The sequence below is a fragment of the Bradyrhizobium sp. I1.14.4 genome (assembly GCF_050435825.1).
GTDB lineage: Bacteria > Pseudomonadota > Alphaproteobacteria > Rhizobiales > Xanthobacteraceae > Bradyrhizobium.
This window is the reverse complement of the sequence record NZ_JBNDLA010000005.1, coordinates 390,239-411,001: the sequence shown is the minus strand read 5'-3', so window position 1 is coordinate 411,001 and position 20,763 is coordinate 390,239. Positions and strand designations below refer to the sequence as shown.

Genomic DNA, 20,763 nt, shown 5'->3' with positions numbered 1-20,763 from the left:
GCGGCTACCAGCGGTAGGACAAGGTGCCGATGACCTGACGCCGTTCGCCGGCGTAACAGTAGCCGGACTGACAGGTCTGGTAGTGCGTGTCGAACAGATTGGTCGCGTTCACGCGCACGGTGGCGCCCAGGAATCGCCGGTCCAGCTTGCCCAGATCGTAGTCGATCACGGCATCGAACAACGTTGTCGCCGCATTCTGGAACGTATTCTGGTCGTTGCCAAAATTCGTGCCGATATAGCGGACCCCGAGACCGAGCCCGAGTCCCTCGACGGGAACGCCGGACTGGAAGGTGTATTTTCCGAAGGCCGCGAAGGAATTCCTCGGAATGCCGGAGAGCTCATTGCCGGTCGTATCGGGATTGCCCTGGGTGATCACGACGTTGAGATGGGTGTAGGCGGCGGTGAGATCAAATCCCTGCTTGAGCGCCAGCTTCGCCTCCAGCTCCACGCCCTTGGATTCGACCTGCCCGGTGGCGGCCTGAAAGGCCATGTTGTTGGGATCGGTGCGCAGCACATTGTCCTGCGTGATGTCGAACACCGCGGCGGTCAACAGCACCGGAACCTGCGGCATCTGGTACTTGATGCCCACTTCCCTCTGCTCGCCGGCGGTCGGCTTGAACGGCGATCCAGATGCGTCGACGCCGACCTGCGGGGCGAACGCCGTCGCGTAGCTGATATAGGGCGCGATGCCGTTGTCGAACACGTAGCTGAGGCCCGCACGGCCTGTGAAGGCGGTCGCCTTCTGCGTTGACGGCACGCCGTCCAGGCCGGCGGTCGTCGTCTGCGATACCCAGCTCTGGCGGCCGTTGAGCGTCAGAATGAGGCCTCCGAGCCTGGCCTGCTCCTGCGCATAGACACCGACCTCGTCAGTCGACTGCTTGTTGAAGATCGAGAATGCCGGCGTCGCGATCGCCTGAGCGCCGTAGTTCATTGTCAGGAGATTGAGATCCGGAGCTGGTCCGTAGCCGATCTTGTCGTTGTAGTAGGAGTGCCCGTAGTCAACGCCGAACAGGGCCGTGTTCCTGATCGCGCCGAGCATGAACTTGGCCTCGGCCTGATTGTCGAGTGTCACGGTATTGAAGCTATCCAGGATCCGCCAGGCGGACCGCGACGCGAGATTGGTGCTGCTGTCGATGGAATCGATCTGGGTGTATTTCGCGTCCGTATCGGCCTGATAGAAGCGGAAGTTCTGCCGCACCGTCCACACGTCGTCGACATTGTGCTCGAACGCGTAACCGACGCGATACTGCCTCTGATCCATGGCGCTGAACGCCGGATCATTCGAGTAGATGTTGGTCAACTGTCCGTCAGGCGTGCGGAAGTTGCCGATGCTCGCGGCGGTTCGGCTGCTTTGATATTCGCTCAGGATCGTGAAGGACGTATCGGCATCCGGCCGCCAGGTCAGCGCAGGCGCGATGTAGGCGCGATCATCGTCGTTGCCGGGATACCAGGTCTTCGCGTCACGGAGCAAACCCGTCAGCCGGTAGTACAACTGATCGCTGCCGGGCACCGGACCACCGATATCGAAACTGCCCTGGTAACGATCATAATTGCCTGCCTGCAACTGCACCTCGCCGAACGGCGTCAAGGTCGGCCGCTTGGTGGTGACATCCACGATGCCCCCTGGAGAGCCAAGGCCATAGAGGCCCGAGGCCGGGCCACGGAGGATCGATACGCTGTCGAGACCGTAGGGCTCGATCTTGGGAATGGCGAAGTTGCCGCCACCCTGGCGCAGGCCGTCCCGATAGATCCCGGTATAGGTTGCGTCGAAACCGCGGATATAGAAACTATCGAACCGGGGATCATAGCCGAACGCCGTGGTCGTCACGCCGGGCGTGTAATTGACGGCGTCCTTGAGCGTCTGAACGTTGCGATCCCTGAGCTCCTTTTGCGTGACGACCGAAAGCGACTGCGGGGTGTCGATCAGCGCCGTGTTGGTCTTGGTGCCGGCAGTGCTGCCGGTCGCGACATAACCGTTCGTCACACCGATCGCGCCCGCTGCGCCTTGCGACCGCGAAGCCCGGCTCTGCGCGGGTACCGCAGCAGCACGGCGCCGGCTCGCCGCGACCGCGCGCGAAGACCTGATATTCTGACTGGAGGCGGCGGCACCGCGCTTCCTAGCCGCGCCAGGTTCATCCACCGTCACGGCAGGAAGCACGCTGACATTGTTCTGCGGCTCGCTGGTTTGCGCCTGAGCGCCGGCGACGTTTGCACCCACCGGCACAAGCATGACCGAACCGAGAAACGCTGCGTTGATCGCAGCCGTTGATCCAAGCAAGCCGCGCCTGCTCCGATACGAAGCCATTCCCACCGAACAAATCCCCGGACGCCAAGACTGATCTCGATCGAGCCGCCGTTCGTCATGAAGCGGGCTTCGATTGGGGCGGACTTCTATCGGCGGGATGAACGAAATTCCACACGAGCAAAATAGAATCGATTGAAGCGCACACGAAGCGAAACGCTGGAATGATTCAAGATGCGCGACACTGGAACGATTCAAAGACGACATCTAGCAGCCGGCTTTCAGCACAAGGAATCCGATGTGCGTCTTCGCTCCCTCGGATTGCTCGCGCGCGCGGCACGCTGGGATCATTCAATGATGTTGGTATCGTCCTGCAATGCGCTGCACGCGACCAGCGCGTGGTGTCTTGCTCGACGTCCAGATCTCTTGAAGGATGAGCGGCTGCTGGCCGCGATGCTGCGAGACGCGCGCTTTGCACGTTCCTTATGGTCTCGCTCAAAAAGCGATCAATGAAATCGGATTCTCTCATATGGCTCCGTCATGCCCGGCCTCGTGCCGGGCATCCACGTGTTTGCTCCAATCACGAAGGAAACGCGTGGATGGCCGGGACAAGCCCGGCCATGACGGAGAAAGCATCAGTCAGCTAAACGTGCGGCCGCAACAGAATGCGCTGCCCCTACTTCTGCTTGGGCAGAAGGCCCTTCAGCTTTTCCATGTCCTTGACGTTCATCTTCATGCCGCCGGGCATGATGATGTCACCGGGCTTCTGGTCGCTCTTGCAGGCGCCGAGCCATTTCGCCTCGATGGTCATCGTGGTGTCGCGAGAGCCGGCCGCGCCGCCCTCGGCATGCGAGGTGCTCTTGACCGTGTAGGCGGAATTGAAATCGCCGATGATCTCGGCATGGCTCTGCATCGACATGCCGGCGACGCTGCACACGCTATCACTGAGATAGCCGGTCGCGGTCTTCTGGATATCCTGCTTGGAGCAGATTTCCTTGGCCATCGGCGAGGCCGCCGCGCTCATCTCCTTGTCGGTGGTCTCGTCGGTGCAGTGCTGCATGGTGATTTCCGGCATCGCCCCGCCGGTGCGCACCATTTTCATCTCCCACAGCCCGGCCTTGCGGATCGGCAGGTCGACGGCGCTTGCGGCGCCGGCAGACAGGACGAGGCAAACAGCAGAACCAAGCAAGGCAAGCTGTCGGGTCATGCGGTTAGCTCCCGGCCGAACGATCGAAGGATTGAAGCGCGCTCAGTAGAGCGTGCGCAGCGGCCTCTGGGCCGCGCCATAGGGCACCCAGCGACAGGCGAACGAGATGTAGCCACCCGGATAGCGCTGCACCGCAAGGAACTTGACTACCTTGCCGTAGGAGGCGCAGTGATCGACGGCGAGTTGGCGGGCGTCGGTCTGGGCCGCCAGCGTATAGGCAATGATACCGCCGGTATCATTGCCCTTGAACGGCGGCACCGGCTGCATCCAGTCGGCTCGCGCCGGTACAACGGCCAGCATCCCGCAAACGGCAACCAGGCACGCGGCCAATTTCCTTCGCATCGCAGACTCCATTTCGCTTCAGGCCAACATAGAGTGCGCCGGCGACCGTGAAAAGAACGAGCCGGCTGCCAAAGGTGGACTTCTCACCAGGTGTTGCCGCGCTGCACTTGACCTTGCCGGGCCTTCACGGCACCGTCCGCGGCATCTGATCATCGGGTGGATTCCCATGCGCAACCTGTTCAACTCCCCCAACAAACTCGGCCAAAAGCTTGGTCTCGGCGCCGCCCTCATGGTCGGCCTGCTGGCGTTCGGGGGCACGGCCCAGGCCGCCAATCCGTTCGAAATGAATTTTTGGCTGTCCGGCCCGCGCTACGACGGCAATGTGGCCCCGTGCGAGAAGGCCCTGACCGTCATCAGCGAGCAATTCCACGAAAAAGAAGCCACCTTCTGGAATTCATCCCTGATAATCACCGGCTTCAGCCGGATTCACGAAACCGCGTTCCGCCCCTGGCAGTCCGACAACATTCCGCGCCGCTATTGCACGGGTGATGCGGTGCTGAGCGACGGCAAAGTGCGCAAGGTGCACTATTCGATCATCGAGGACGGCGGCTTTGCCAGCATCCACCAGGGCGTCGAATGGTGCGTCGCCGGGCTTGACCGCAACTGGGCCTATAACCCGTCCTGCAGGGCCGCTCGGCCCTGATCTCCGACCAGATTGGGATAAACGGAAGCCGCCGCCGTCCAGACGGCGGCTTTTGTTCTTGAAATGTTCCGCGGGCCTGTTAGGCTGTGATGGTCGCGTCAGGGGGAGCGTTTGATGCCTCGGTTGGTCACAATTTCCCGATTTCTGATTTCAGCTGCCTTTGTTCTGTCTGGCGCGGTTGGGGCCTCGGCCCAGGATCGCCGCCAGAATGCGCCCGGTGAGTTCGACTTCTATGTGCTGTCGCTGTCGTGGTCGCCCTCGTTCTGCGAGGCGGCGAGCGAGCGCAACAACAACGGCCGCGGCACCCAGGCGCAGTGCGGCGGACGGCCCTATTCCTTCGTGGTGCATGGCCTGTGGCCGCAATATGAGCGGGGCTTCCCGGAATACTGCCAGCGGCCCTCGCCGCGTCTCGCCCGCAACATCATGACCTCGATGCTCGACCTGATGCCTGCGCCCGGGCTGATCTACAACGAGTGGGACAAGCACGGCACCTGCTCCGGTCTCGGCGAGCGCGCCTATTTCGAAGCCATCCGTCAGGCCCGTGCCGCGGTGAAGATCCCCGAGGAATTCCTGCAATTGTCGGAGCCGAAGACGATCGCGCCCGACGAGCTGGAAACGGCGTTCATCAAGGCCAATCCGGGGCTCAGCAACTCCGCGATCTCGGTGACCTGCGACAGCAAGCGGCTCAGCGAGGTGCGGATCTGCCTCAGCAAGGATCTGCAATTCCGCTCCTGCGAGGAAATCGATCGCCGCGCCTGCCGCCGCGATCAGGTGCTGATGCCGCCGGTTCGCGGCGGCTGAAGTCTCGTCCACATCATGGCGGGGCAGACGCGCATCGTCGCGCGGGGCGTCTCCGGCCATCGACGCCGTCACGAAACCAGCGAGATAAGGCATAGATGCCCGGGACAGACCGGGCATGACGCAGTACAACATGCGCCACCTCTGGAGCGCAGCGTCATCGCATGAACTACCGTCACGCCTTTCATGCCGGCAGCTTTGCCGACGTCATCAAGCACATCGCGCTGGTGCGCATGCTCACCTACCTGCAGGACAAGCAGGCGCCGTTCCGCGTCATCGACACCCATGCCGGCGCCGGCCTCTATGATTTGACCTCGAGCGAAGCGCAGCGCGGCGGCGAATGGCTGACCGGCATCGCGCGACTGATGCAGGCGCGGCTCTCCGACAAGGCGCTGCCGCTGATCGCGCCCTATCTCGACATCGTCAGGGCATTCAATCCGCGAGGCGAGCTGAAAACCTATCCCGGTTCGCCGTTGATCGCGCGGGCGCTGCTGCGTCCGCAAGACCGCCTCACGGCCTGCGAGATCGAGCCGGCGGCACGCAAGCAATTGATCGATGCACTGCGGCGCGACGCGCAGGCGCGCGTTGTCGATCTCGACGGCTGGATGGCGCTGCCCGCATTCGTGCCGCCGAACGAGCGCCGCGGCCTGGTGCTGATCGATCCGCCCTTCGAAGCGAAGGACGAGTTCGAGCGGCTGGCCGGTGCTTTCACGGACGCGTTTGCGAAGTGGCCGACCGGCACGTATCTTTTGTGGTACCCCGTAAAAACCCGGAGAGCTACCGACGAGCTCGCGCGCAGCGTGGCTGCAGCAGCAGCAAGCAGTCGGCCCGCGGGCAAATGCTTGCGTTTGGAATTCAGTGTGGCGCCGCAAGAAGCGGGCGCAGGCCTCGTTTCCACAGGCCTTTTGATAGTGAATCCGCCGTGGACGCTGGCGGGCGAGCTGAAGATCATTCTGCCCGAACTCGAGAGGCCACTTGGTCAAGGCGGCGCCGGACGCTTCAGACTCGAAACGCCTAAACCTTGATCCGCAGCACCCACTGAAAAGTTCTATTTGAGCATAGGCAACGCGCGCGGAACCGTATTATGCTCATCCTGTTACGACTGGCTTTACGTTCCGCTTCCGCGAATGGTTGCGGCGGAGTGACAAGGCCGAAATAAAATCCAGGCAGACCGGCGGCGTGACGCCGGCCTGTTCAGGTGGCCAAGCTTCCGACAAGCGAATGTCGGTCAACCGCTACGCGGCGTGCGCGTAGCGGTGGAGCAATACGGGGGAGGAGTTTCCCGATGGCCATGACTGGGACAGTCAAGTTCTTCAACGGAGAGCGTGGCTACGGCTTCATCAAGCCTGATGATGGCGGCCGCGATGTGTTCGTCCACATCACTGCGGTCGAGCGTGCAGGATTGAAGGACCTGACTGAAGGACAGCGCATTACGTTCGAGGTTGAACCCGACAAGAAGGGCAAGGGCCCGAAGGCGGTCAACCTGGTGGTTTCGTGACGACCGCTCGCGGTGCGCGTTCGTCATGGAACGATGAATGAAGCGTTGCGTGTGAGTTGACTGCCGAGCGCGGCTCGCGCTCGCTGCATGACCAGCTGCATGATGCGGGACGCGACTGGCCGTGCCGCACATCCGTGGTCCACGGATTGGATTCGCGGACGCCTTGGCGTGCATGCTGCCGCGCGCGATGTCCAGATCGTCAGCACAAAGAAAAACCCGACCGCGCAAGGCGCGGCCGGGAGTTGATATCAGACGTTTTCTTGTTCTCAGAAGTGATAGTTGATGCCGGCGCGAACCAGGCTGAAGCTGTAGCCGTTCGACGCACCGCCGGTGATCGTGAAGTTGCTGTTGGCGAGATCGACGTAGAGATACTCGATCTTGGCGCTCCAGTTCGGGGCAAAGCCCATTTCGGCGCCGGCGCCGACGGTGAAGCCCGCATTGGTGTGCGTCTCCGTTATGCCGAACGTCTCGCCGCGCAGCTCGCCGAAGGCGAGACCGCCTGTCGCGTAGAACAGCACGTTGTTGACCGCATAGCCGGCGCGGCCGCGCACCGTGCCGAACCACGGATTGGAGAACTTCCAGGGTGCGAACCGATCGTCCGCAGTAGTGCCCTGGATATCGGCCTCGATGCCGAACACCCAGGGCGATCCGTTCTGGAAGTTGTAGCCGGCCTGCACGCCGCCGGCGAAGCCGGACGGCTTGGTCGGGTTGTTTTCGACCGAACCCCAGCCGTAGCCGATGTTGCCGCCAAGATAGGGCCCGGCCCAGCTATAGGCATTGAGCGGCTGATAGACGGTATAGGGCGAGCCGTAGTTGAGGTCCGCCGACGCCGCCGAGGTCGTCCAGCCTGCGACGATCAGTGCCAGCGCACGCGCAACAAACCGGGTCATTGGTACTCTCCACTACGCAACTGCCGCAGCCCGCAGGCCAAGGGCCGGCGTGGTTACGGAATTCCACTTTTTTCGCTAAGGTTTATCGAGAGTTTTAAGTTAAAGGGCTGTTAAGTCCGGTTACCGGCCCGCTCATCAGTCTTAACAATGGGTTATCCACCCGCCCCGGCGGCCGCGCGGGGCCGGTAACCTCCTGCAATCGGGGTTGTTTTCCGGTGCTGGCGACCGGTCGCCCAAGCGCTTAATTTACGGCCCATGGTTCACGATTCTCCCGAGCGTCCGACGCCGGTCCCCAAGGCTGCCCCCAAGGAGACCCTCAAGCCACGGCGCGGTTCAACGTCCGACCTGCCGCAAGACGACCTGACGCTCGACACAAGCGACGTCGATCCCGAAACCTCCGCAGCCGAGGAGGAGGATGACGCACGCCTTCCCGAGGCTTCCGAGGACACCACCGAGACGGTCGCCGAGGGCACCCTCTCGGTCGGGCATGCCGCGATCGAGAACGCGGTTCGCCTCGCCCCGACCTCGCCCGGCGTCTACCGCATGCTCAACACCGCCAACGACGTGCTCTATGTCGGAAAGGCGAAGAACGTCAAAAAGCGGCTGTCGTCCTATGCGCGGGCCAACGCGCCGCTGCCGGCGCGCATCCTGCGCATGATCGCGGCGACCACGCATGTCGAGATCGTCTCGACCATGACCGAGACCGAGGCGCTGCTGCTCGAAGCCAATCTGATCAAGCAGCTTCGCCCGCGCTTCAATGTGCAGCTGCGCGACGACAAGTCGTTCCCCTATATTCTGATCACCGGCGATCATTGGGCGCCGCAGATCCTCAAGCATCGCGGCGCGCAGTCGCGGCCTGGCCGCTATTTCGGCCCGTTCGCCAATGCAGGCGCGGTCAACCGCACCATCACGGCGCTGCAGCGCGCGTTCCTGATCCGCTCCTGCACCGACGGCTTCTTCGAAAGCCGCAGCCGGCCCTGCCTGCTCTACCAGATCAAGCGTTGTGCCGGTCCCTGCACGCGCGAGATCGATTTCCCCGGCTATACCGAACTGGTGCGCGAGGCGACCGAATTCCTCTCCGGCCGCAGCCGCGCGGTGAAGGAGTTGCTGGCCACCGAGATGGAGAAGGCTTCCGGCGAGCTCGAATTCGAAACCGCGGCGCTGTACCGCGACCGCCTCGCGGCGCTGTCGGCGATCCAGTCGCAGCAGGGCATCAATCCGCGCACGGTCGAAGAGGCCGATGTGTTCGCGATCCACCAGGAAGGCGGCTATTCCTGCGTCGAAGTGTTCTTCTTCCGCACCGGCCAGAACTGGGGCAACCGCGCCTATTTCCCGCGCGCGGAAAAGAGTTTCACGCCCGAAGAAGTGCTGTCCTCGTTCCTGGCGCAGTTCTATGACGACAAGCCGCCGCCGAAACTGATCCTGCTGTCGCATGAGATCGAGGAAAGCGCGTTGCTCGCCGACGCGTTATCGGTGAAGGCGGGATCCAAGGTCGAAGTCTCCGTGCCCAAGCGCGGCGAGAAGAAGGAACTGATCGGCCACGCGCTGACCAACGCGCGCGAGGCGCTCGGCCGCAAGCTTGCCGATACCGCGACGCAAAGCCGACTGCTGGAGGGCATGGTCACGACGCTCGGCCTGTCGCACACGCCGAAGCGCATCGAGGTCTACGACAACAGCCACATCCAGGGCACCAACGCGGTCGGCGCGATGATCGTGGCGGGGCCCGACGGGTTCATGAAGAACCAGTATCGCAAGTTCAACATCAAGTCCGAAGGGCTGACCCCCGGCGACGACTACGGGATGATGCGCGAGGTGCTGGAACGCCGCTTCAAGCGGCTGCTGAAGCCGCCGGAGGGCGAGACTGCCAAGGACACTGCAAAGGCCAAGGAAAACGACAAGGTGGACGACGATTCGTTCCCGCAATGGCCCGACCTCGTCATCATCGACGGCGGCCGCGGCCAGCTCAACGCGGTCAGGGAGATTTTTGAGAATCTCGGGCTGACCCAGGTCTCGCTGATGGCGGTGGCCAAGGGACCGGAGCGCGATGCGGGGCGGGAAACCCTGTTCATGCCGGACCGCGAGGCCATCAAGCTGGAGCCGCGGGATCCCGTGCTCTATTTCATCCAGCGGCTGCGCGACGAGGCCCATCGCTTCGTGATCGGCTCGCACCGCAAGCTGCGCAAAAAGGACATCCGCGAGGCCGGCTTGCAGGAGATCCCGGGCATCGGCCCGTCGCGCAAACGTGCCTTGCTGCACCACTTTGGAACGCTCAAGGAGATCGAGCGGGCCTCGATCGCCGACCTCGGCAAGGTTCCCGGCGTCAGCGCCGAAAGTGCCCGCAAGATTTTCGAGTTTTTCCACGCCCGGCCGGGTTAAACGAAAGGCGAGTCATCAGGGCGTCGCCTGCGACAGGCCATCTAGGGCATGATGCGGAAAAGTGTGAGGCGGTTGTCCGAAAAGATCATGCTTAAACAAGGGGCTAAGGCGCCATGACGATTCAGCGTAATCTCGCCGCGCTTTGGCCCCCGCACGGTTGACCTTCTCGCTGCAGCGGTATTGGTAGAACGGATGAACATCGCCACGACCCGGGGACAGACCAAGACCATGTCCCTCCCGAATATCCTGACTTACGCCCGGATCGCCGCGATCCCGGTTGTGATCGGCTGCGTCTACTGGCAGTCGATCCTGGACGGCCCGTTGTGGCTGCGCTGGGTGGCGCTGGCCGTGTTCATCGCGGCGGGGATCACCGACTATCTCGACGGCTATTACGCCCGGATGTGGGACCAGCAGTCGGCCTTCGGCCGGATGCTCGATCCGATCGCCGACAAGCTCTTGGTCGCCTCCAGCCTGCTGATGCTGGCCGCCGACAACTCGATCCATGGCTGGACGCTGTGGGCGGCGATCGTGATCCTGTGCCGCGAGATCCTGGTCTCGGGCCTGCGCGAATATCTCGCGGGCCTGCGGGTCAGCGTTCCCGTCACCAAGCTTGCGAAATGGAAGACGACGATCCAGCTGGTGGCGATCGGCTTTCTGATCGCCGGCGAAGCGGGCGAGCAGGTTTTCCCAGCCACCACCCTGATCGGCATCGTGTTGCTCTGGATGTCGGCGATCTTCACGATCTACACCGGCTGGGACTACTTCCGCGCCGGCATCCATCACCTCATCAAGGAGGATGAGGGATGAAGCTGAAGTATTTCGCCTGGGTGCGTGAACGCGTGGGCAAGGCCGAAGAGGTCGTCGAGCCGCCGGCCGAGGTGCGCACCGTCAGTGACCTGATCGGCTGGCTTGCCGCCCGCGACGATGCCTACGCCTATGCCTTCGAGAAGCCCACGGTGATCCGCGCCGCGATCGACCATGCCCACGTCAAATCGGACGCTGCGATCTCCGGCGCGCGCGAGATCGCGTTCTTCCCGCCGATGACCGGCGGCTAAATCTAATTATGACCGTCGCAGCGACCATCCGCATCCAGGAAGCCGACTTCGACGTCGCGCAGGAGATCGCCGCCCTGAGCCAGGGCCGCACCGATGTCGGCGCGGTCGTCAGCTTCAGCGGCATCTGCCGCGGCAGCGAACAGGGCGAGCCGATCGCTGCGCTGACGCTCGAACATTATCCGGGTATGGCGGAGGCTGAGATCACGCGCCACGCCGATGAGGCGTTGTCGCGCTGGCCGTTGCAGGGCCTCACCATCATCCATCGCTTCGGCCGCATCGCGCCGGGCGAGAATATCGTGCTGGTGGTGACTGCCTCGGCGCACCGGCAGGCGGCGTTCGAGGCAGCCGAGTTTCTGATGGACTATCTCAAGACCAACGCGCCGTTCTGGAAGCGCGAGGAAAGTGCACGCGGCACGAGCTGGATCGAGGCGCGCGACCATGACGACGCGGCCACCGCGCGCTGGACCAAATCCTGATGGCCAAGCGCAGCCAAGTGCCGGCAAGGCGCGGCCCGGCCGCGCCGAAAGCGCCGAAGGTCGGAGCCGGCGAGCTTCACACCCTGTTCGATTTCCTGCGCTACGCGGTCAGCCGCTTCAACGCGGCCAAGCTTGTGTTCGCGCACGGCACCACCGATCCGGTGGCCGAGGCCGCGTTCCTGATCTGCGAGGCGCTGCACCTGCATCCCGACCAGTTCGAGAACTTTGCGACCGCGCGCGTCACCGTGGCCGAAGGCAAGCAGATCCTCGATCTGATCGGGCGCCGGATCGCGACGCGGAAGCCGGCCGCCTATCTCGTCAACAAGGTCTATATGCGCGGCCTGCCGTTCTATGTCGACGAGCGCACCATCGTGCCGCGCTCCTTCATCGGCGAATTGCTGGATTCGCATTTCGGCGGCGACGAGGACGGCACCTCGCTGATCGGCGATCCCGAGGATGTCGAAAGCGTGCTCGACCTCTGCACCGGCTCCGGCTGCCTTGCGATCCTGGCCGCGCGGCATTTCGCCAACGCCGCGGTCGATGCCGTCGATATTTCAAAGGATGCACTGGAGGTCGCCGCGCGCAACGTCGCCGACCACGGCCTCGACGATCGCCTGACGCTGCATCGAGGCGACCTGTTCAAGCCGCTCGGCGACAGGCGCTACGATCTCATCATTTCGAATCCGCCCTATGTCGATGCCGAAGGCATGGCGGCGTTGCCGCGCGAGTGCCGCGCCGAGCCGAAGATCGCGTTCGACGGCGGCACTGACGGGCTCGATGTCATCCGCCGCCTGCTCGATGAGGCCAAGCGGCATCTGACCCCGCAGGGTGGGCTGCTCTGCGAGATCGGCCGCGGCCGCGACAATCTCGAGGCCGCCTATCCCAACCTGCCGCTGCTCTGGCTCGACACCGAGGACTCCGAGGGCGAGGTGTTCTGGATCGCCGCCGCCGACCTCTGACCGGCGCGCCGCGGCCAGGTCCGGATCATTACGGAGCCTGATCTGGGCGACGCGAAAATCGTATGCAGTTCCAGCCGGTTCCGAAGATCGCTGGCCCGTCGAATCAACAATGGTGCTAAGGTCGCACTCCGGGGACGTTCGGACAGAGGGCGCGGGCGCGCGACATGATTCGCATTTCGACGATCTTCATCGCCATCTGCATGGTGCTGGTCGCAGCCTCACTCGGCTTCGTCCTGTATTCGGTGGCGGGCATCAGCGGATCGGAATCGGCGATCGTGGCGCTCACCGCCCTCACCTGCCTGATCCTCTACAACGCCGTCTCGATGCGGTTGCGCGACCGCAGCGATGTCGGCGGCCAGATCGCGGATCTGTCGCGCGGCACCGCCGACCTCGCCCGCCAGGTCGCCGAATTCGGCCGCCGGCTGGCCGCGGTCGAGGGCCGCGTCGCCTCGGCCAACTCCACCGGCGCCGACCGGATGCAGGGCATGGCCGGCGAGATCAGCGAGCTTGGCGGACTGGTACGGCAGCTCGCGGCATCCGTCGCCCATCATGAAGATCTGCTGGCGGCAGGTCCGGCGGTGCAACCAGTCACTTCCCCGCGAGACGATCTGCTGCAGCCGGTCGCGCCAGCTCCGACCGTCGTCTTTGCGCCCCCGCCACCGCCCGCACCTCCAGCGGCGATCTCACGCAGCCAGACCCAGCTCATCGGCGCGATCAAGCACGCCATCGACGACAACCGCCTCGACATCTACCTGCAGCCAATGGTGACGCTGCCGCAGCGCAAGGTGCGCTATTACGAGGCGGTGACGCGGCTGCGCGACGAGCGTGACCAGGTCCTTGCCGCCGACGATTTCATCGAGGCAGCCGAGGCCGGCGGCCTGATCGGCCGCATCGATCACATGGTGATGCTTCGCTGCGTCCAGGTGCTGCGCCGCCTGATGATCCGCAGCAAGGATGTCGGCGTGTTCTGCAACGTGTCGGCGGCGACGCTGTCCAGCCCGACGCATTTCACCCAATGTCTCGACTTCCTCGAGGCCAACCGCGCACTGGCGCCGTCCTTCGTGCTCGAGTTCAAGCAGGCGACCTTCCGCAATCTCGGCCCGGTTGAAAGCGAGAGCCTCGCGGCGCTGGCGCAGCGCGGCTATCGGTTCTCGATCGACCATGTCAGCGACCTCCGCCTCGAGCCGCGCGAGCTCGCCGATCGCGGCGTCCGCTTCATCAAGGTGCCGGCGGCACTGCTGCTCGACGCCAAGCAGAGCGCGACCACCGATATCCATCCTTCCGATCTTTCCGACCTGCTCGGCCGCTTCGGCATCGACCTGATCGCCGAACGGATCGAGGGCGAGCGCTCGGTGGTCGACCTGCTCGACTATGATGTCCGGTTCGGCCAGGGCTTCCTGTTCGCGCCGCCGCGGCCGTTGCGGCCGGAAGGGGCATCTGCTACCGCCGAAGCTCCGCAGGCCAACCCCCAGGATGTTAATGGCGCCAGCACTTCAGCACCCGTCTCCAACCCCGCAGCTCCGCCGCGTGCAACCGGCAGCGCCGCGCTGGCGCGCCGCGCCCTCGGTCCGAATTAGAGCGTTTTCGAGCGAAGTGGGCACCGGTTCGCGTAAAGAAAACGCGTCAAAAATAGAATCGAGAGCCCCGTTCCGATTTGATCTGAACGGCGGCTCTGGCCGGCGGTTCGCATCATGACCTCGCTGCGTTTCGTGGAGCGGCTGCGCGACCTCGTCGACGGCGTCGATGTGGTGCTGTCGGACATCTGGGGCGTCGTGCACAACGGGCTCGAGTCCTTTCCCGAGGCCTGCGAGGCACTGCACACCTTCCGCCAGCGTGGCGGCACGGTCATCCTGATCACCAACGCGCCGCGTCCGGCCGATTCCGTGCAGCGCCAGCTGCGCAAACTCGGCATCGCCGACGAGACCTATGACGCGATCGTCTCCTCGGGCGACCTGACGCGCCATTTCGTCGCCGATCATCCCGGCCAGAAGATCTTCTGGATCGGCCCGGAACGCGACAGCTCGATCCATCGCGGCCTCGATGCCACCTTGGTGCCGCTGGAGCAGGCCGACTACATCATCTGCACCGGCCTGTTCGACGACGAGATCGAATCCGCCGAGGATTATCGCGACACGCTGCTGAAGGCGCTCGAGCGCAAGCTGACGCTGGTCTGCGCCAATCCGGACATCGTGGTCGAGCGCGGCGACCGGCTGATCTATTGCGCCGGCGCAATTGCCGAACTCTATCGCGAGCTTGGCGGCGAGGTGATCTTCTATGGCAAGCCGCACCGGCCGATCTACCAACGCGCCATGGCGCTGGCCGGCGAACGCCGCGGGCGTCCGACCGAGCTCAGCCGCGTGCTCGCGATCGGCGATTCCGTGCGGACCGATCTCACCGGCGCCCACGGCTTCGGCATCGACCTTTTGTTCGTCACCCGCGGCATCCATTCCGAGCAGTTCGAGGGCATCGAGCAACTCGATGCGGCCTCGATCAAGGAACTGTTCGGCCATCCGCCGCGCGCGCTGATGCGCGAGCTGAAGTGGTAGCGGCCAACTCCGCAGGGGCGCGCCCGCCAAAATATCGAAAACAACCCCATGCAAAGTAGCCCATGGCGCCCGGTGTTCGACCAGTCGCCTTGACACGTCGGGCAACTCAGGGCTACTCTTCTAATATTCCGAAATCGCACACGCGTAAGTAAATGCCCGGGACATCTAGCGCGAAGGCGCGCTTCTGCCCGGGCATGACCTGAATTTCAATTGATGCAATCGTCGGGCGCCCTACGCCGTCGCCATGTCCGGGAAGACCGCCTCGATCTTGGTCTTCAGCGTCGCCGCGTTGAACGGCTTGACGATGTAGTTGTTCACGCCGGCCTTCTTGGCCGCGATCACGTTCTCGGTCTTGGATTCCGCCGTGATCATGATGAAGGGCGTGGTCGCGAGATTGGGATCGGCGCGGACTTCCTTGAGCAGGTCGTAGCCGGTCATCGGCTCCATGTTCCAATCGGAAATCACCAGGCCATACTTCTTGCCGCGCATCTTGTTGAGCGCCGCAGAGCCGTCGGAGGCATCGTCGATATTCTCGAATCCAAGCTGCTTGAGAAGATTCCGGATGATGCGGATCATGGTGCTGTAATCATCAACCACCAGAACCGGCATGGACAAATCAACCGCCATCTTTCCTCCCAAAACCACTAACGCAACTTGGCTTCTGCACAAACGCAGGTTTCCGCCAACGACTAGCAGCAGGCGTTAAACAGCGCGTTAACCGGCTGAATCCGGATTGTTACGGATTTGACGCGATTTTCGCACCGCTTGACTTCCACGCCGCCGCCGCGTCACGGTCCGGCGCGCAACAACCATGCTTAAGAATCCTTGAAGAATACCGCTCATGAGCACCGGCTTTACCGTTATCCGCGACACCACCCCCGCTAGCGCCATTCCGAAAGGCGCAGTGGTCGCGATGGGAAATTTCGACGGCGTCCATCTCGGTCACCGCGCCGTGATCGGCGCGGCGCTGGCGATGGGCAAAGCGCACGGCGTGCCCGCGCTCGCGGTGACCTTCGAGCCGCATCCGCGCAGCTTCTTCAGCCCGAACACCCCGCAATTCCGTCTCACGGACGAGACCAACAAGCTGCGGCTGCTCGCGGCGACCGGGCTCGCCGGTGCCGTCGTGATGACCTTCGACAAGGCGCGCGCCGGCACCTCGGCACAGGATTTCATTCACCATGACCTGATCGGCCGGCTCGGCATCAGCGGAATCGCGGTCGGCTACGACTTCCATTTCGGCAAGGGCCGGGTCGGCTCGCCGAGCCTGCTCGTGAGCGAAGCGCCGCGGCTCGGCATCGAAGTCGATGTGCAGGCCCATATCGACATCGAGGAGCGGCCGGTCTCGTCCAGCGCCATCCGCATGGCGCTCGCCGAGGGCCAGGTCACTGATGCCACCGCGATGCTGGGCGGCCCGTGGTTCATCACCGGCAAGGTGATCCACGGCGAGAAACGCGGCCGCGATCTCGGTTACCCCACCGCCAACATCCGCCTCGACAAGCATTGCGGCCTGAAGCACGGCATCTATGCGGTGCGGGTCGGCAAGGCCCAGGACAACGACAAAATGCGGTTCGACGGCATCGCAAGTTTCGGGCGCCGCCCGACCTTCGACAACGGCGCGCCGCTGCTTGAAGTGTTCCTGTTCGACTTCAAGGGCGATCTGTACGACACGGTGCTTGATGTCGCATTCGTCAGTTTCATTCGCGAAGAGCTGAAATTCGACACCATCGAGGCGTTGATACGCCAGATGGATGACGACAGCGCCAAGGCGCGCGCGCTACTTGCCGCGGCGCCGGACGCGTTCCCGCAGCTCGGGGTGATTGGTTGAACAGGACTGAAAAGCAAAAGATGCTGGCGGGCGAGCTGTATCGCCCGGATGCAGAGCTCGCCGCCGACCATACCGCGGCGGAACATTGGATGGCGCGCTACAACGCGTCAGGCGCATCTTCCGCGGGCGAGTTGCACGCGCTGCTCTCCGCACGCTTCCGCAGGGTCGGCAAGGATGCCGTGATCCGCCCACCGTTCTTCTGCGATTACGGCACCAATATCAGCCTCGGCGACGGCGTGTTCCTCAACTTCAATTGCGTGATCCTCGACGTCGTCGAGGTCGTGATCGGCGATCGCACCCAGATCGGGCCCGCGGTGCAGATCTATACCGCCGATCACCCGCGCGACGCCGCGACCCGGCGCGCCGGACTGGAATTCGGCCGCCCGATCCGGATCGGCAGCGATGTCTGGATCGGCGGCGGTGCCATCATCCTGCCCGGCGTCACGATCGGCGACGGCGCCCTGGTCGGGGCCGGCAGCGTGGTGACGCGGGACGTCGCGTCAGGTGCGATCGCGGCGGGAAATCCGGCCCGGCCACGGCCCTCCTAGGCGACCCGGCCGCCCTGATTAGCTAGCGGCGGGGGGCTTTGCGATTTCCCCGCTTGGCTGCTATGGAAACCCCATGTTTTCGCGGCGCATCATACGGATTAGCGGCCCGGCTTCCGCCTGAGCCTGAAGGCTCGGCGCAAGACCGGGATTTCGTCGTTTCACCCGCGAATGATCGCGTATCCGCGCCCCCACCTGCCAGATCAGAGCCTTTATGTCCGAGAAGCCGCAAAAGACCGACGCCCAAAAGACTGACGTCAGGGACTATTCCAAGACCCTTTACCTGCCGCAGACGGAATTCCCGATGCGCGCCGGCCTGCCCCAGCGCGAGCCGGAAATCCTGAAATACTGGAACGACATCGGCCTCTACGACAAGCTCCGGCAGGAGGCCGAGGGCCGCGCCAAATTCGTGCTGCATGATGGTCCGCCCTACGCCAACGGCAACATCCATATCGGCCACGCGCTGAACAAGATCCTCAAGGACGTCGTGACCAAGAGCCAGCAGATGCTCGGCTTCGACTCCAACTACGTGCCGGGCTGGGACTGCCACGGCCTGCCGATCGAATGGAAGATCGAGGAGGAGAACTACCGTTCCAAGGGCAGGCAGAAGCCCGACTTCCGCGACTCCGCCGCGATGGTCGCGTTCCGCAAGGAATGCCGCGCCTATGCGACACACTGGATCAACGTGCAGCGCGAAGAGTTCAAACGGCTCGGCATCATCGGCGACTGGGATCATCCCTATCAGACGATGAGCTATCCCGCCGAAGCCCAGATCGCCCGCGAGCTGATGAAGTTCGCCGCCAACGGCACGCTCTATCGCGGCTCGAAGCCCGTGATGTGGAGCGTGGTCGAGAAGACTGCGCTCGCAGAGGCCGAGGTCGAATATGAAGACTACACCTCCGACATGGTGTGGGTGAAATTCCCGGTCACCTCGCCGGCGCATGGCGCGCTGGCCAATGCGTCGGTCGTGATCTGGACCACCACACCGTGGACGCTGCCCGGCAACCGCGCGATCTCCTTCTCGCCGAAGATCGCCTACGGCCTTTACAAGGTGACGGACGCGCCCGCGGACAATTGGGCGAAGACCGGCGATCTCTTGGTCCTGGCCGATGCGCTCGCGGCAGAGGTGTTCAAGCAGGCGCGTGTCACGTCCTATGAGAAGGTCCGCGAGATTCCGGGCGACACACTGGATGCCGTGGAATGCGCCCATCCGCTGCGCGGCCTCGGTGGCGGCTACGAATTCATCGTGCCGCTGCTCGCCGGCGAGCACGTCACCGACGACACCGGCACCGGCTTCGTGCACACCGCGCCGAGCCATGGCCGCGAGGACTTCGACGTCTGGACGGCCAACACCCGCGAGCTCGAAGCGCGCGGTATCCCCACTGCAATCCCCTATACGGTCGACGAGAACGGCGCCTTCACCGCGCAAGCGCCGGGCTTCACCGGCAAGCGCGTGCTCAACGACAAGGGCGAGAAGGGCGATGCCAACGAGGCGGTAATCAAGGCGCTGATCGAGGCCGGCAAGCTGCTCGCGCGCGGCCGCCTCAAGCACCAGTACCCGCATTCCTGGCGCTCCAAGAAGCCGGTGATCTTCCGCAACACGCCGCAATGGTTCATCGCGATGGACAAGCCCATCGCCGAGAACGGCCATGCCAGGAAGGGCGACACGCTGCGCGCCCGCGCGCTGCACGCGATCTCGGTCACGCAATGGGTGCCGCCGGCCGGCGAGAACCGCATCAACGGCATGATCGCCAACCGCCCGGACTGGGTGATCTCGCGCCAGCGCGCCTGGGGCGTGCCGATCGCCGTGTTCGTGCGCGAGAACAGCGACGGCTCGGCCGAGATCCTGCAGGACGAGGTCGTCAACCAGCGCATCACCGAGGCGTTCATGGAGGAAGGCGCCGACGCCTGGTACATGGACGGCGCCCGCGAGCGCTTTCTCGGGCCACGCGCGTCGGAGAACTGGAAGAAGGTCGACGACATCTGCGACGTCTGGTTCGATTCCGGCTCCACGCATGCCTTCGTGCTGGAAGATCGCCAGAACTTCCCGCAGCTCGGCAACATCGTCCGCAAGGTCGACGGCGGCAATGACACCGTGATGTATCTGGAAGGAAGCGACCAGCATCGCGGCTGGTTCCACTCGTCGCTGCTGGAAAGCGCCGGCACGCGCGGGCGCGCGCCGTACGACATCGTGCTCACCCACGGCTTCACGCTCGACGAGAACGGCCGCAAGATGTCGAAATCGCTCGGCAACACCGTCGAGCCGCAGAAGGTGATCAAGGATTCCGGCGCGGATATCCTGCGCCTGTGGGTTTGCGCCACCGACTATGCCGACGACCAGCGCATCGGGCCGGAGATCCTGAAGAACACCATCGAGACCTATCGCAAGCTGCGTAACTCGATCCGCTGGATGCTCGGCACGCTGCATCACTTCAAGCCGAGCGAGAAGGTCGCCTCTGCCGAGATGCCCGAGCTCGAGCGGCTGATGCTGCACGAATTGGCCGGCCACACCGAGGCGATCCGCGAGGCCTATGCCGCGTTCGACTACAAGACCGTGGTCGCAAGCCTGGCGGCCTTCATGAACTCCGAGCTGTCGGCGTTCTACTTCGACATCCGCAAGGACACGCTGTATTGCGATCCGCCGTCCTCGATGGCGCGCAAGGCGGCGCTGACCACGATCGACCTGCTCTGCGACGCGATCCTGAAATGGCTGGCGCCGATCCTGAGCTTCACCACCGACGAAGCCTGGCGGATGTACCGGCCGAACGCGGAGCCTTCGGTGCATCTCACGCTGTTCCCCGAGGGTCTCGAGCAGTTCCGCAACGACGCCCTCGCCGCGAAGTGGGAGACGATCCGCAACGTCCGCCGCGTCGTCACCGGCGCGCTCGAGCTCGAACGCGCCGCCAAGCGAATCGGCTCCTCGCTCGAGGCATCGCCGGTGATCTACGTCGCTGACCGGGAGATGCTGGCAACGCTGTTCGATATCGATCTCGCCGAGGTCTGCATCACCTCGAACTATGAGGTGCGCGAAAGCGAGGCGCCGGCCAATGCCTTCCGCCTGGACGCGGTGCCCGGCGTTGCGGTGGTGGTCGAGAAGGCGGTCGGCACGAAATGCGCGCGCTCGTGGAAGATCCTCCCGACGGTCGGCGAGGATCCGGAATATCCCGACGTCTCGCCGCGCGACGCGCAAGCGCTGCGCGAATGGAAGGCGCTGGGGGTCAGCGCCTAACGTCCGCTGTCGTCCCTGCCTAGTGCGCAATTGCGCACGGGAGCAGGGACCCATAACCACCGCTGCCTGGAATGGACTGAGGTTGATGACTCCGAGTCATTCAAGCAACACCCGACACGGGGTATGGGTCCC

The 20,763-nt window shown here is 63.9% G+C and carries 19 protein-coding genes; 14 read left to right on the top strand and 5 right to left on the bottom strand.

Going from position 1 to position 20,763, the window contains the following annotated elements; all coding sequences use genetic code 11:
* Window positions 1-4: 4 nt before the first annotated feature.
* The 3 genes from ABIB78_RS14155 to ABIB78_RS14145 form a co-directional block, all read right to left on the bottom strand.
* Complete coding sequence (locus tag ABIB78_RS14155; RefSeq protein WP_429025276.1) at window positions 5-2,278, bottom strand: TonB-dependent siderophore receptor; 2,274 nt, start codon at window positions 2,276-2,278, stop codon at window positions 5-7.
* A 640-nt stretch (window positions 2,279-2,918) separates the two neighbouring features.
* The gene (locus tag ABIB78_RS14150) at window positions 2,919-3,449 is read right to left on the bottom strand and encodes a DUF3617 domain-containing protein (protein WP_429025273.1); all 531 of its coding nucleotides are present in this window, start codon (window positions 3,447-3,449) and stop codon (window positions 2,919-2,921) included.
* Between the two features lie 42 nt (window positions 3,450-3,491).
* Window positions 3,492-3,791 (bottom strand): hypothetical protein, encoded by a 300-nt coding sequence (locus ABIB78_RS14145; RefSeq protein ID WP_429025271.1) that lies wholly within the window; start codon window positions 3,789-3,791, stop codon window positions 3,492-3,494.
* Between the two features lie 166 nt (window positions 3,792-3,957).
* Here ABIB78_RS14145 and ABIB78_RS14140 point away from each other — a divergent pair, with 166 nt between their 5' ends.
* The 4 genes from ABIB78_RS14140 (at window position 3,958) to ABIB78_RS14125 (ending at window position 6,730) form a co-directional block, all read left to right on the top strand.
* Entirely contained in the window at window positions 3,958-4,434 is a 477-nt protein-coding gene (locus ABIB78_RS14140; protein ID WP_429025270.1) for a hypothetical protein, read from the top strand.
* A 114-nt stretch (window positions 4,435-4,548) separates the two neighbouring features.
* A complete protein-coding gene (locus tag ABIB78_RS14135; protein WP_429025269.1) occupies window positions 4,549-5,235 on the top strand; it encodes a ribonuclease T2 family protein in 687 nt (228 codons plus the stop codon).
* Window positions 5,236-5,396: 161 nt separating this feature from the next.
* Window positions 5,397-6,257 (top strand): 23S rRNA (adenine(2030)-N(6))-methyltransferase RlmJ, encoded by an 861-nt coding sequence (locus ABIB78_RS14130; RefSeq protein WP_429025267.1) that lies wholly within the window; start codon window positions 5,397-5,399, stop codon window positions 6,255-6,257.
* A gap of 260 nt (window positions 6,258-6,517) precedes the next feature.
* The gene (locus ABIB78_RS14125) at window positions 6,518-6,730 is read left to right on the top strand and encodes a cold-shock protein (protein WP_016844477.1); all 213 of its coding nucleotides are present in this window, start codon (window positions 6,518-6,520) and stop codon (window positions 6,728-6,730) included.
* Between the two features lie 266 nt (window positions 6,731-6,996).
* Here the strand turns inward: ABIB78_RS14125 and ABIB78_RS14120 are convergent, their stop codons facing one another.
* A complete protein-coding gene (locus tag ABIB78_RS14120; protein ID WP_429025264.1) occupies window positions 6,997-7,620 on the bottom strand; it encodes an outer membrane protein in 624 nt (207 codons plus the stop codon).
* 255 nt (window positions 7,621-7,875) lie between these two features.
* Between ABIB78_RS14120 and uvrC the strand changes: the two genes are divergently transcribed.
* The 7 genes from uvrC to ABIB78_RS14085 all read left to right on the top strand — a co-directional run bounded on the left by uvrC (window position 7,876) and on the right by ABIB78_RS14085 (window position 15,032).
* The gene (gene uvrC, locus ABIB78_RS14115; protein ID WP_429025262.1) at window positions 7,876-9,996 is read left to right on the top strand and encodes an excinuclease ABC subunit UvrC; all 2,121 of its coding nucleotides are present in this window, start codon (window positions 7,876-7,878) and stop codon (window positions 9,994-9,996) included.
* 192 nt (window positions 9,997-10,188) lie between these two features.
* Complete coding sequence (gene pgsA / locus ABIB78_RS14110) at window positions 10,189-10,803, top strand: CDP-diacylglycerol--glycerol-3-phosphate 3-phosphatidyltransferase (protein ID WP_016844474.1); 615 nt, start codon at window positions 10,189-10,191, stop codon at window positions 10,801-10,803.
* Window positions 10,800-11,051, top strand: a complete 252-nt coding sequence (gene moaD / locus ABIB78_RS14105) for a molybdopterin converting factor subunit 1 (RefSeq protein ID WP_429025259.1) — start codon at window positions 10,800-10,802, stop codon at window positions 11,049-11,051. The genes pgsA and moaD overlap by 4 nt, the downstream gene beginning before the upstream one ends.
* Before the next feature lie 8 nt (window positions 11,052-11,059).
* Window positions 11,060-11,527 carry a molybdenum cofactor biosynthesis protein MoaE gene (locus ABIB78_RS14100; protein ID WP_429025257.1) on the top strand — a complete coding sequence of 156 codons (468 nt, stop codon included), beginning with the start codon at window positions 11,060-11,062 and terminating at the stop codon, window positions 11,525-11,527.
* Window positions 11,527-12,486, top strand: coding sequence for a 50S ribosomal protein L3 N(5)-glutamine methyltransferase (prmB, locus tag ABIB78_RS14095; protein WP_429025254.1), 960 nt, complete (start codon window positions 11,527-11,529; stop codon window positions 12,484-12,486). Before ABIB78_RS14100 ends, prmB begins: the two co-directional genes overlap by 1 nt.
* A gap of 164 nt (window positions 12,487-12,650) precedes the next feature.
* Window positions 12,651-14,063, top strand: coding sequence for an EAL domain-containing protein (locus ABIB78_RS14090; protein WP_429025252.1), 1,413 nt, complete (start codon window positions 12,651-12,653; stop codon window positions 14,061-14,063).
* A gap of 114 nt (window positions 14,064-14,177) precedes the next feature.
* Window positions 14,178-15,032 carry a TIGR01459 family HAD-type hydrolase gene (locus ABIB78_RS14085; RefSeq protein ID WP_429025250.1) on the top strand — a complete coding sequence of 285 codons (855 nt, stop codon included), beginning with the start codon at window positions 14,178-14,180 and terminating at the stop codon, window positions 15,030-15,032.
* Between the two features lie 231 nt (window positions 15,033-15,263).
* Here ABIB78_RS14085 and ABIB78_RS14080 read toward each other — a convergent pair whose 3' ends face one another.
* Window positions 15,264-15,659 carry a response regulator gene (locus tag ABIB78_RS14080; protein ID WP_016844467.1) on the bottom strand — a complete coding sequence of 132 codons (396 nt, stop codon included), beginning with the start codon at window positions 15,657-15,659 and terminating at the stop codon, window positions 15,264-15,266.
* Window positions 15,660-15,873: 214 nt separating this feature from the next.
* Here ABIB78_RS14080 and ABIB78_RS14075 point away from each other — a divergent pair, with 214 nt between their 5' ends.
* The 3 genes from ABIB78_RS14075 (at window position 15,874) to ileS (ending at window position 20,631) form a co-directional block, all read left to right on the top strand.
* The gene (locus ABIB78_RS14075) at window positions 15,874-16,857 is read left to right on the top strand and encodes a bifunctional riboflavin kinase/FAD synthetase (protein ID WP_429025246.1); all 984 of its coding nucleotides are present in this window, start codon (window positions 15,874-15,876) and stop codon (window positions 16,855-16,857) included.
* A complete protein-coding gene (locus tag ABIB78_RS14070) occupies window positions 16,854-17,405 on the top strand; it encodes a sugar O-acetyltransferase (RefSeq protein ID WP_429025244.1) in 552 nt (183 codons plus the stop codon). The genes ABIB78_RS14075 and ABIB78_RS14070 overlap by 4 nt, the downstream gene beginning before the upstream one ends.
* Before the next feature lie 211 nt (window positions 17,406-17,616).
* Window positions 17,617-20,631: an isoleucine--tRNA ligase gene (gene ileS, locus ABIB78_RS14065; RefSeq protein WP_429025242.1), complete on the top strand. Its 3,015-nt coding sequence runs from the start codon at window positions 17,617-17,619 to the stop codon at window positions 20,629-20,631.
* The last annotated feature ends 132 nt before the right edge of the window (window positions 20,632-20,763 follow it).

Bases quoted from the DNA above. Each gene is read 5' to 3' on its own strand.
- ABIB78_RS14150 (WP_429025273.1), bottom strand. From the start codon at position 3,449: ATGACCCGACAGCTTGCCTTGCTTGGTTCTGCTGTTTGCCTCGTCCTG.
- ABIB78_RS14145 (WP_429025271.1), bottom strand. From the start codon at position 3,791: ATGCGAAGGAAATTGGCCGCGTGCCTGGTTGCCGTTTGCGGGATGCTG.
- ABIB78_RS14140 (WP_429025270.1), top strand. From the start codon at position 3,958: ATGCGCAACCTGTTCAACTCCCCCAACAAACTCGGCCAAAAGCTTGGT.
- ABIB78_RS14135 (WP_429025269.1), top strand. From the start codon at position 4,549: ATGCCTCGGTTGGTCACAATTTCCCGATTTCTGATTTCAGCTGCCTTT.
- ABIB78_RS14130 (WP_429025267.1), top strand. From the start codon at position 5,397: ATGAACTACCGTCACGCCTTTCATGCCGGCAGCTTTGCCGACGTCATC.
- ABIB78_RS14125 (WP_016844477.1), top strand. From the start codon at position 6,518: ATGGCCATGACTGGGACAGTCAAGTTCTTCAACGGAGAGCGTGGCTAC.
- ABIB78_RS14120 (WP_429025264.1), bottom strand. From the start codon at position 7,620: ATGACCCGGTTTGTTGCGCGTGCGCTGGCACTGATCGTCGCAGGCTGG.
- uvrC (WP_429025262.1), top strand. From the start codon at position 7,876: ATGGTTCACGATTCTCCCGAGCGTCCGACGCCGGTCCCCAAGGCTGCC.
- pgsA (WP_016844474.1), top strand. From the start codon at position 10,189: ATGAACATCGCCACGACCCGGGGACAGACCAAGACCATGTCCCTCCCG.
- moaD (WP_429025259.1), top strand. From the start codon at position 10,800: ATGAAGCTGAAGTATTTCGCCTGGGTGCGTGAACGCGTGGGCAAGGCC.
- ABIB78_RS14100 (WP_429025257.1), top strand. From the start codon at position 11,060: ATGACCGTCGCAGCGACCATCCGCATCCAGGAAGCCGACTTCGACGTC.
- prmB (WP_429025254.1), top strand. From the start codon at position 11,527: ATGGCCAAGCGCAGCCAAGTGCCGGCAAGGCGCGGCCCGGCCGCGCCG.
- ABIB78_RS14090 (WP_429025252.1), top strand. From the start codon at position 12,651: ATGATTCGCATTTCGACGATCTTCATCGCCATCTGCATGGTGCTGGTC.
- ABIB78_RS14085 (WP_429025250.1), top strand. From the start codon at position 14,178: ATGACCTCGCTGCGTTTCGTGGAGCGGCTGCGCGACCTCGTCGACGGC.
- ABIB78_RS14080 (WP_016844467.1), bottom strand. From the start codon at position 15,659: ATGGCGGTTGATTTGTCCATGCCGGTTCTGGTGGTTGATGATTACAGC.
- ABIB78_RS14075 (WP_429025246.1), top strand. From the start codon at position 15,874: ATGAGCACCGGCTTTACCGTTATCCGCGACACCACCCCCGCTAGCGCC.
- ileS (WP_429025242.1), top strand. From the start codon at position 17,617: ATGTCCGAGAAGCCGCAAAAGACCGACGCCCAAAAGACTGACGTCAGG.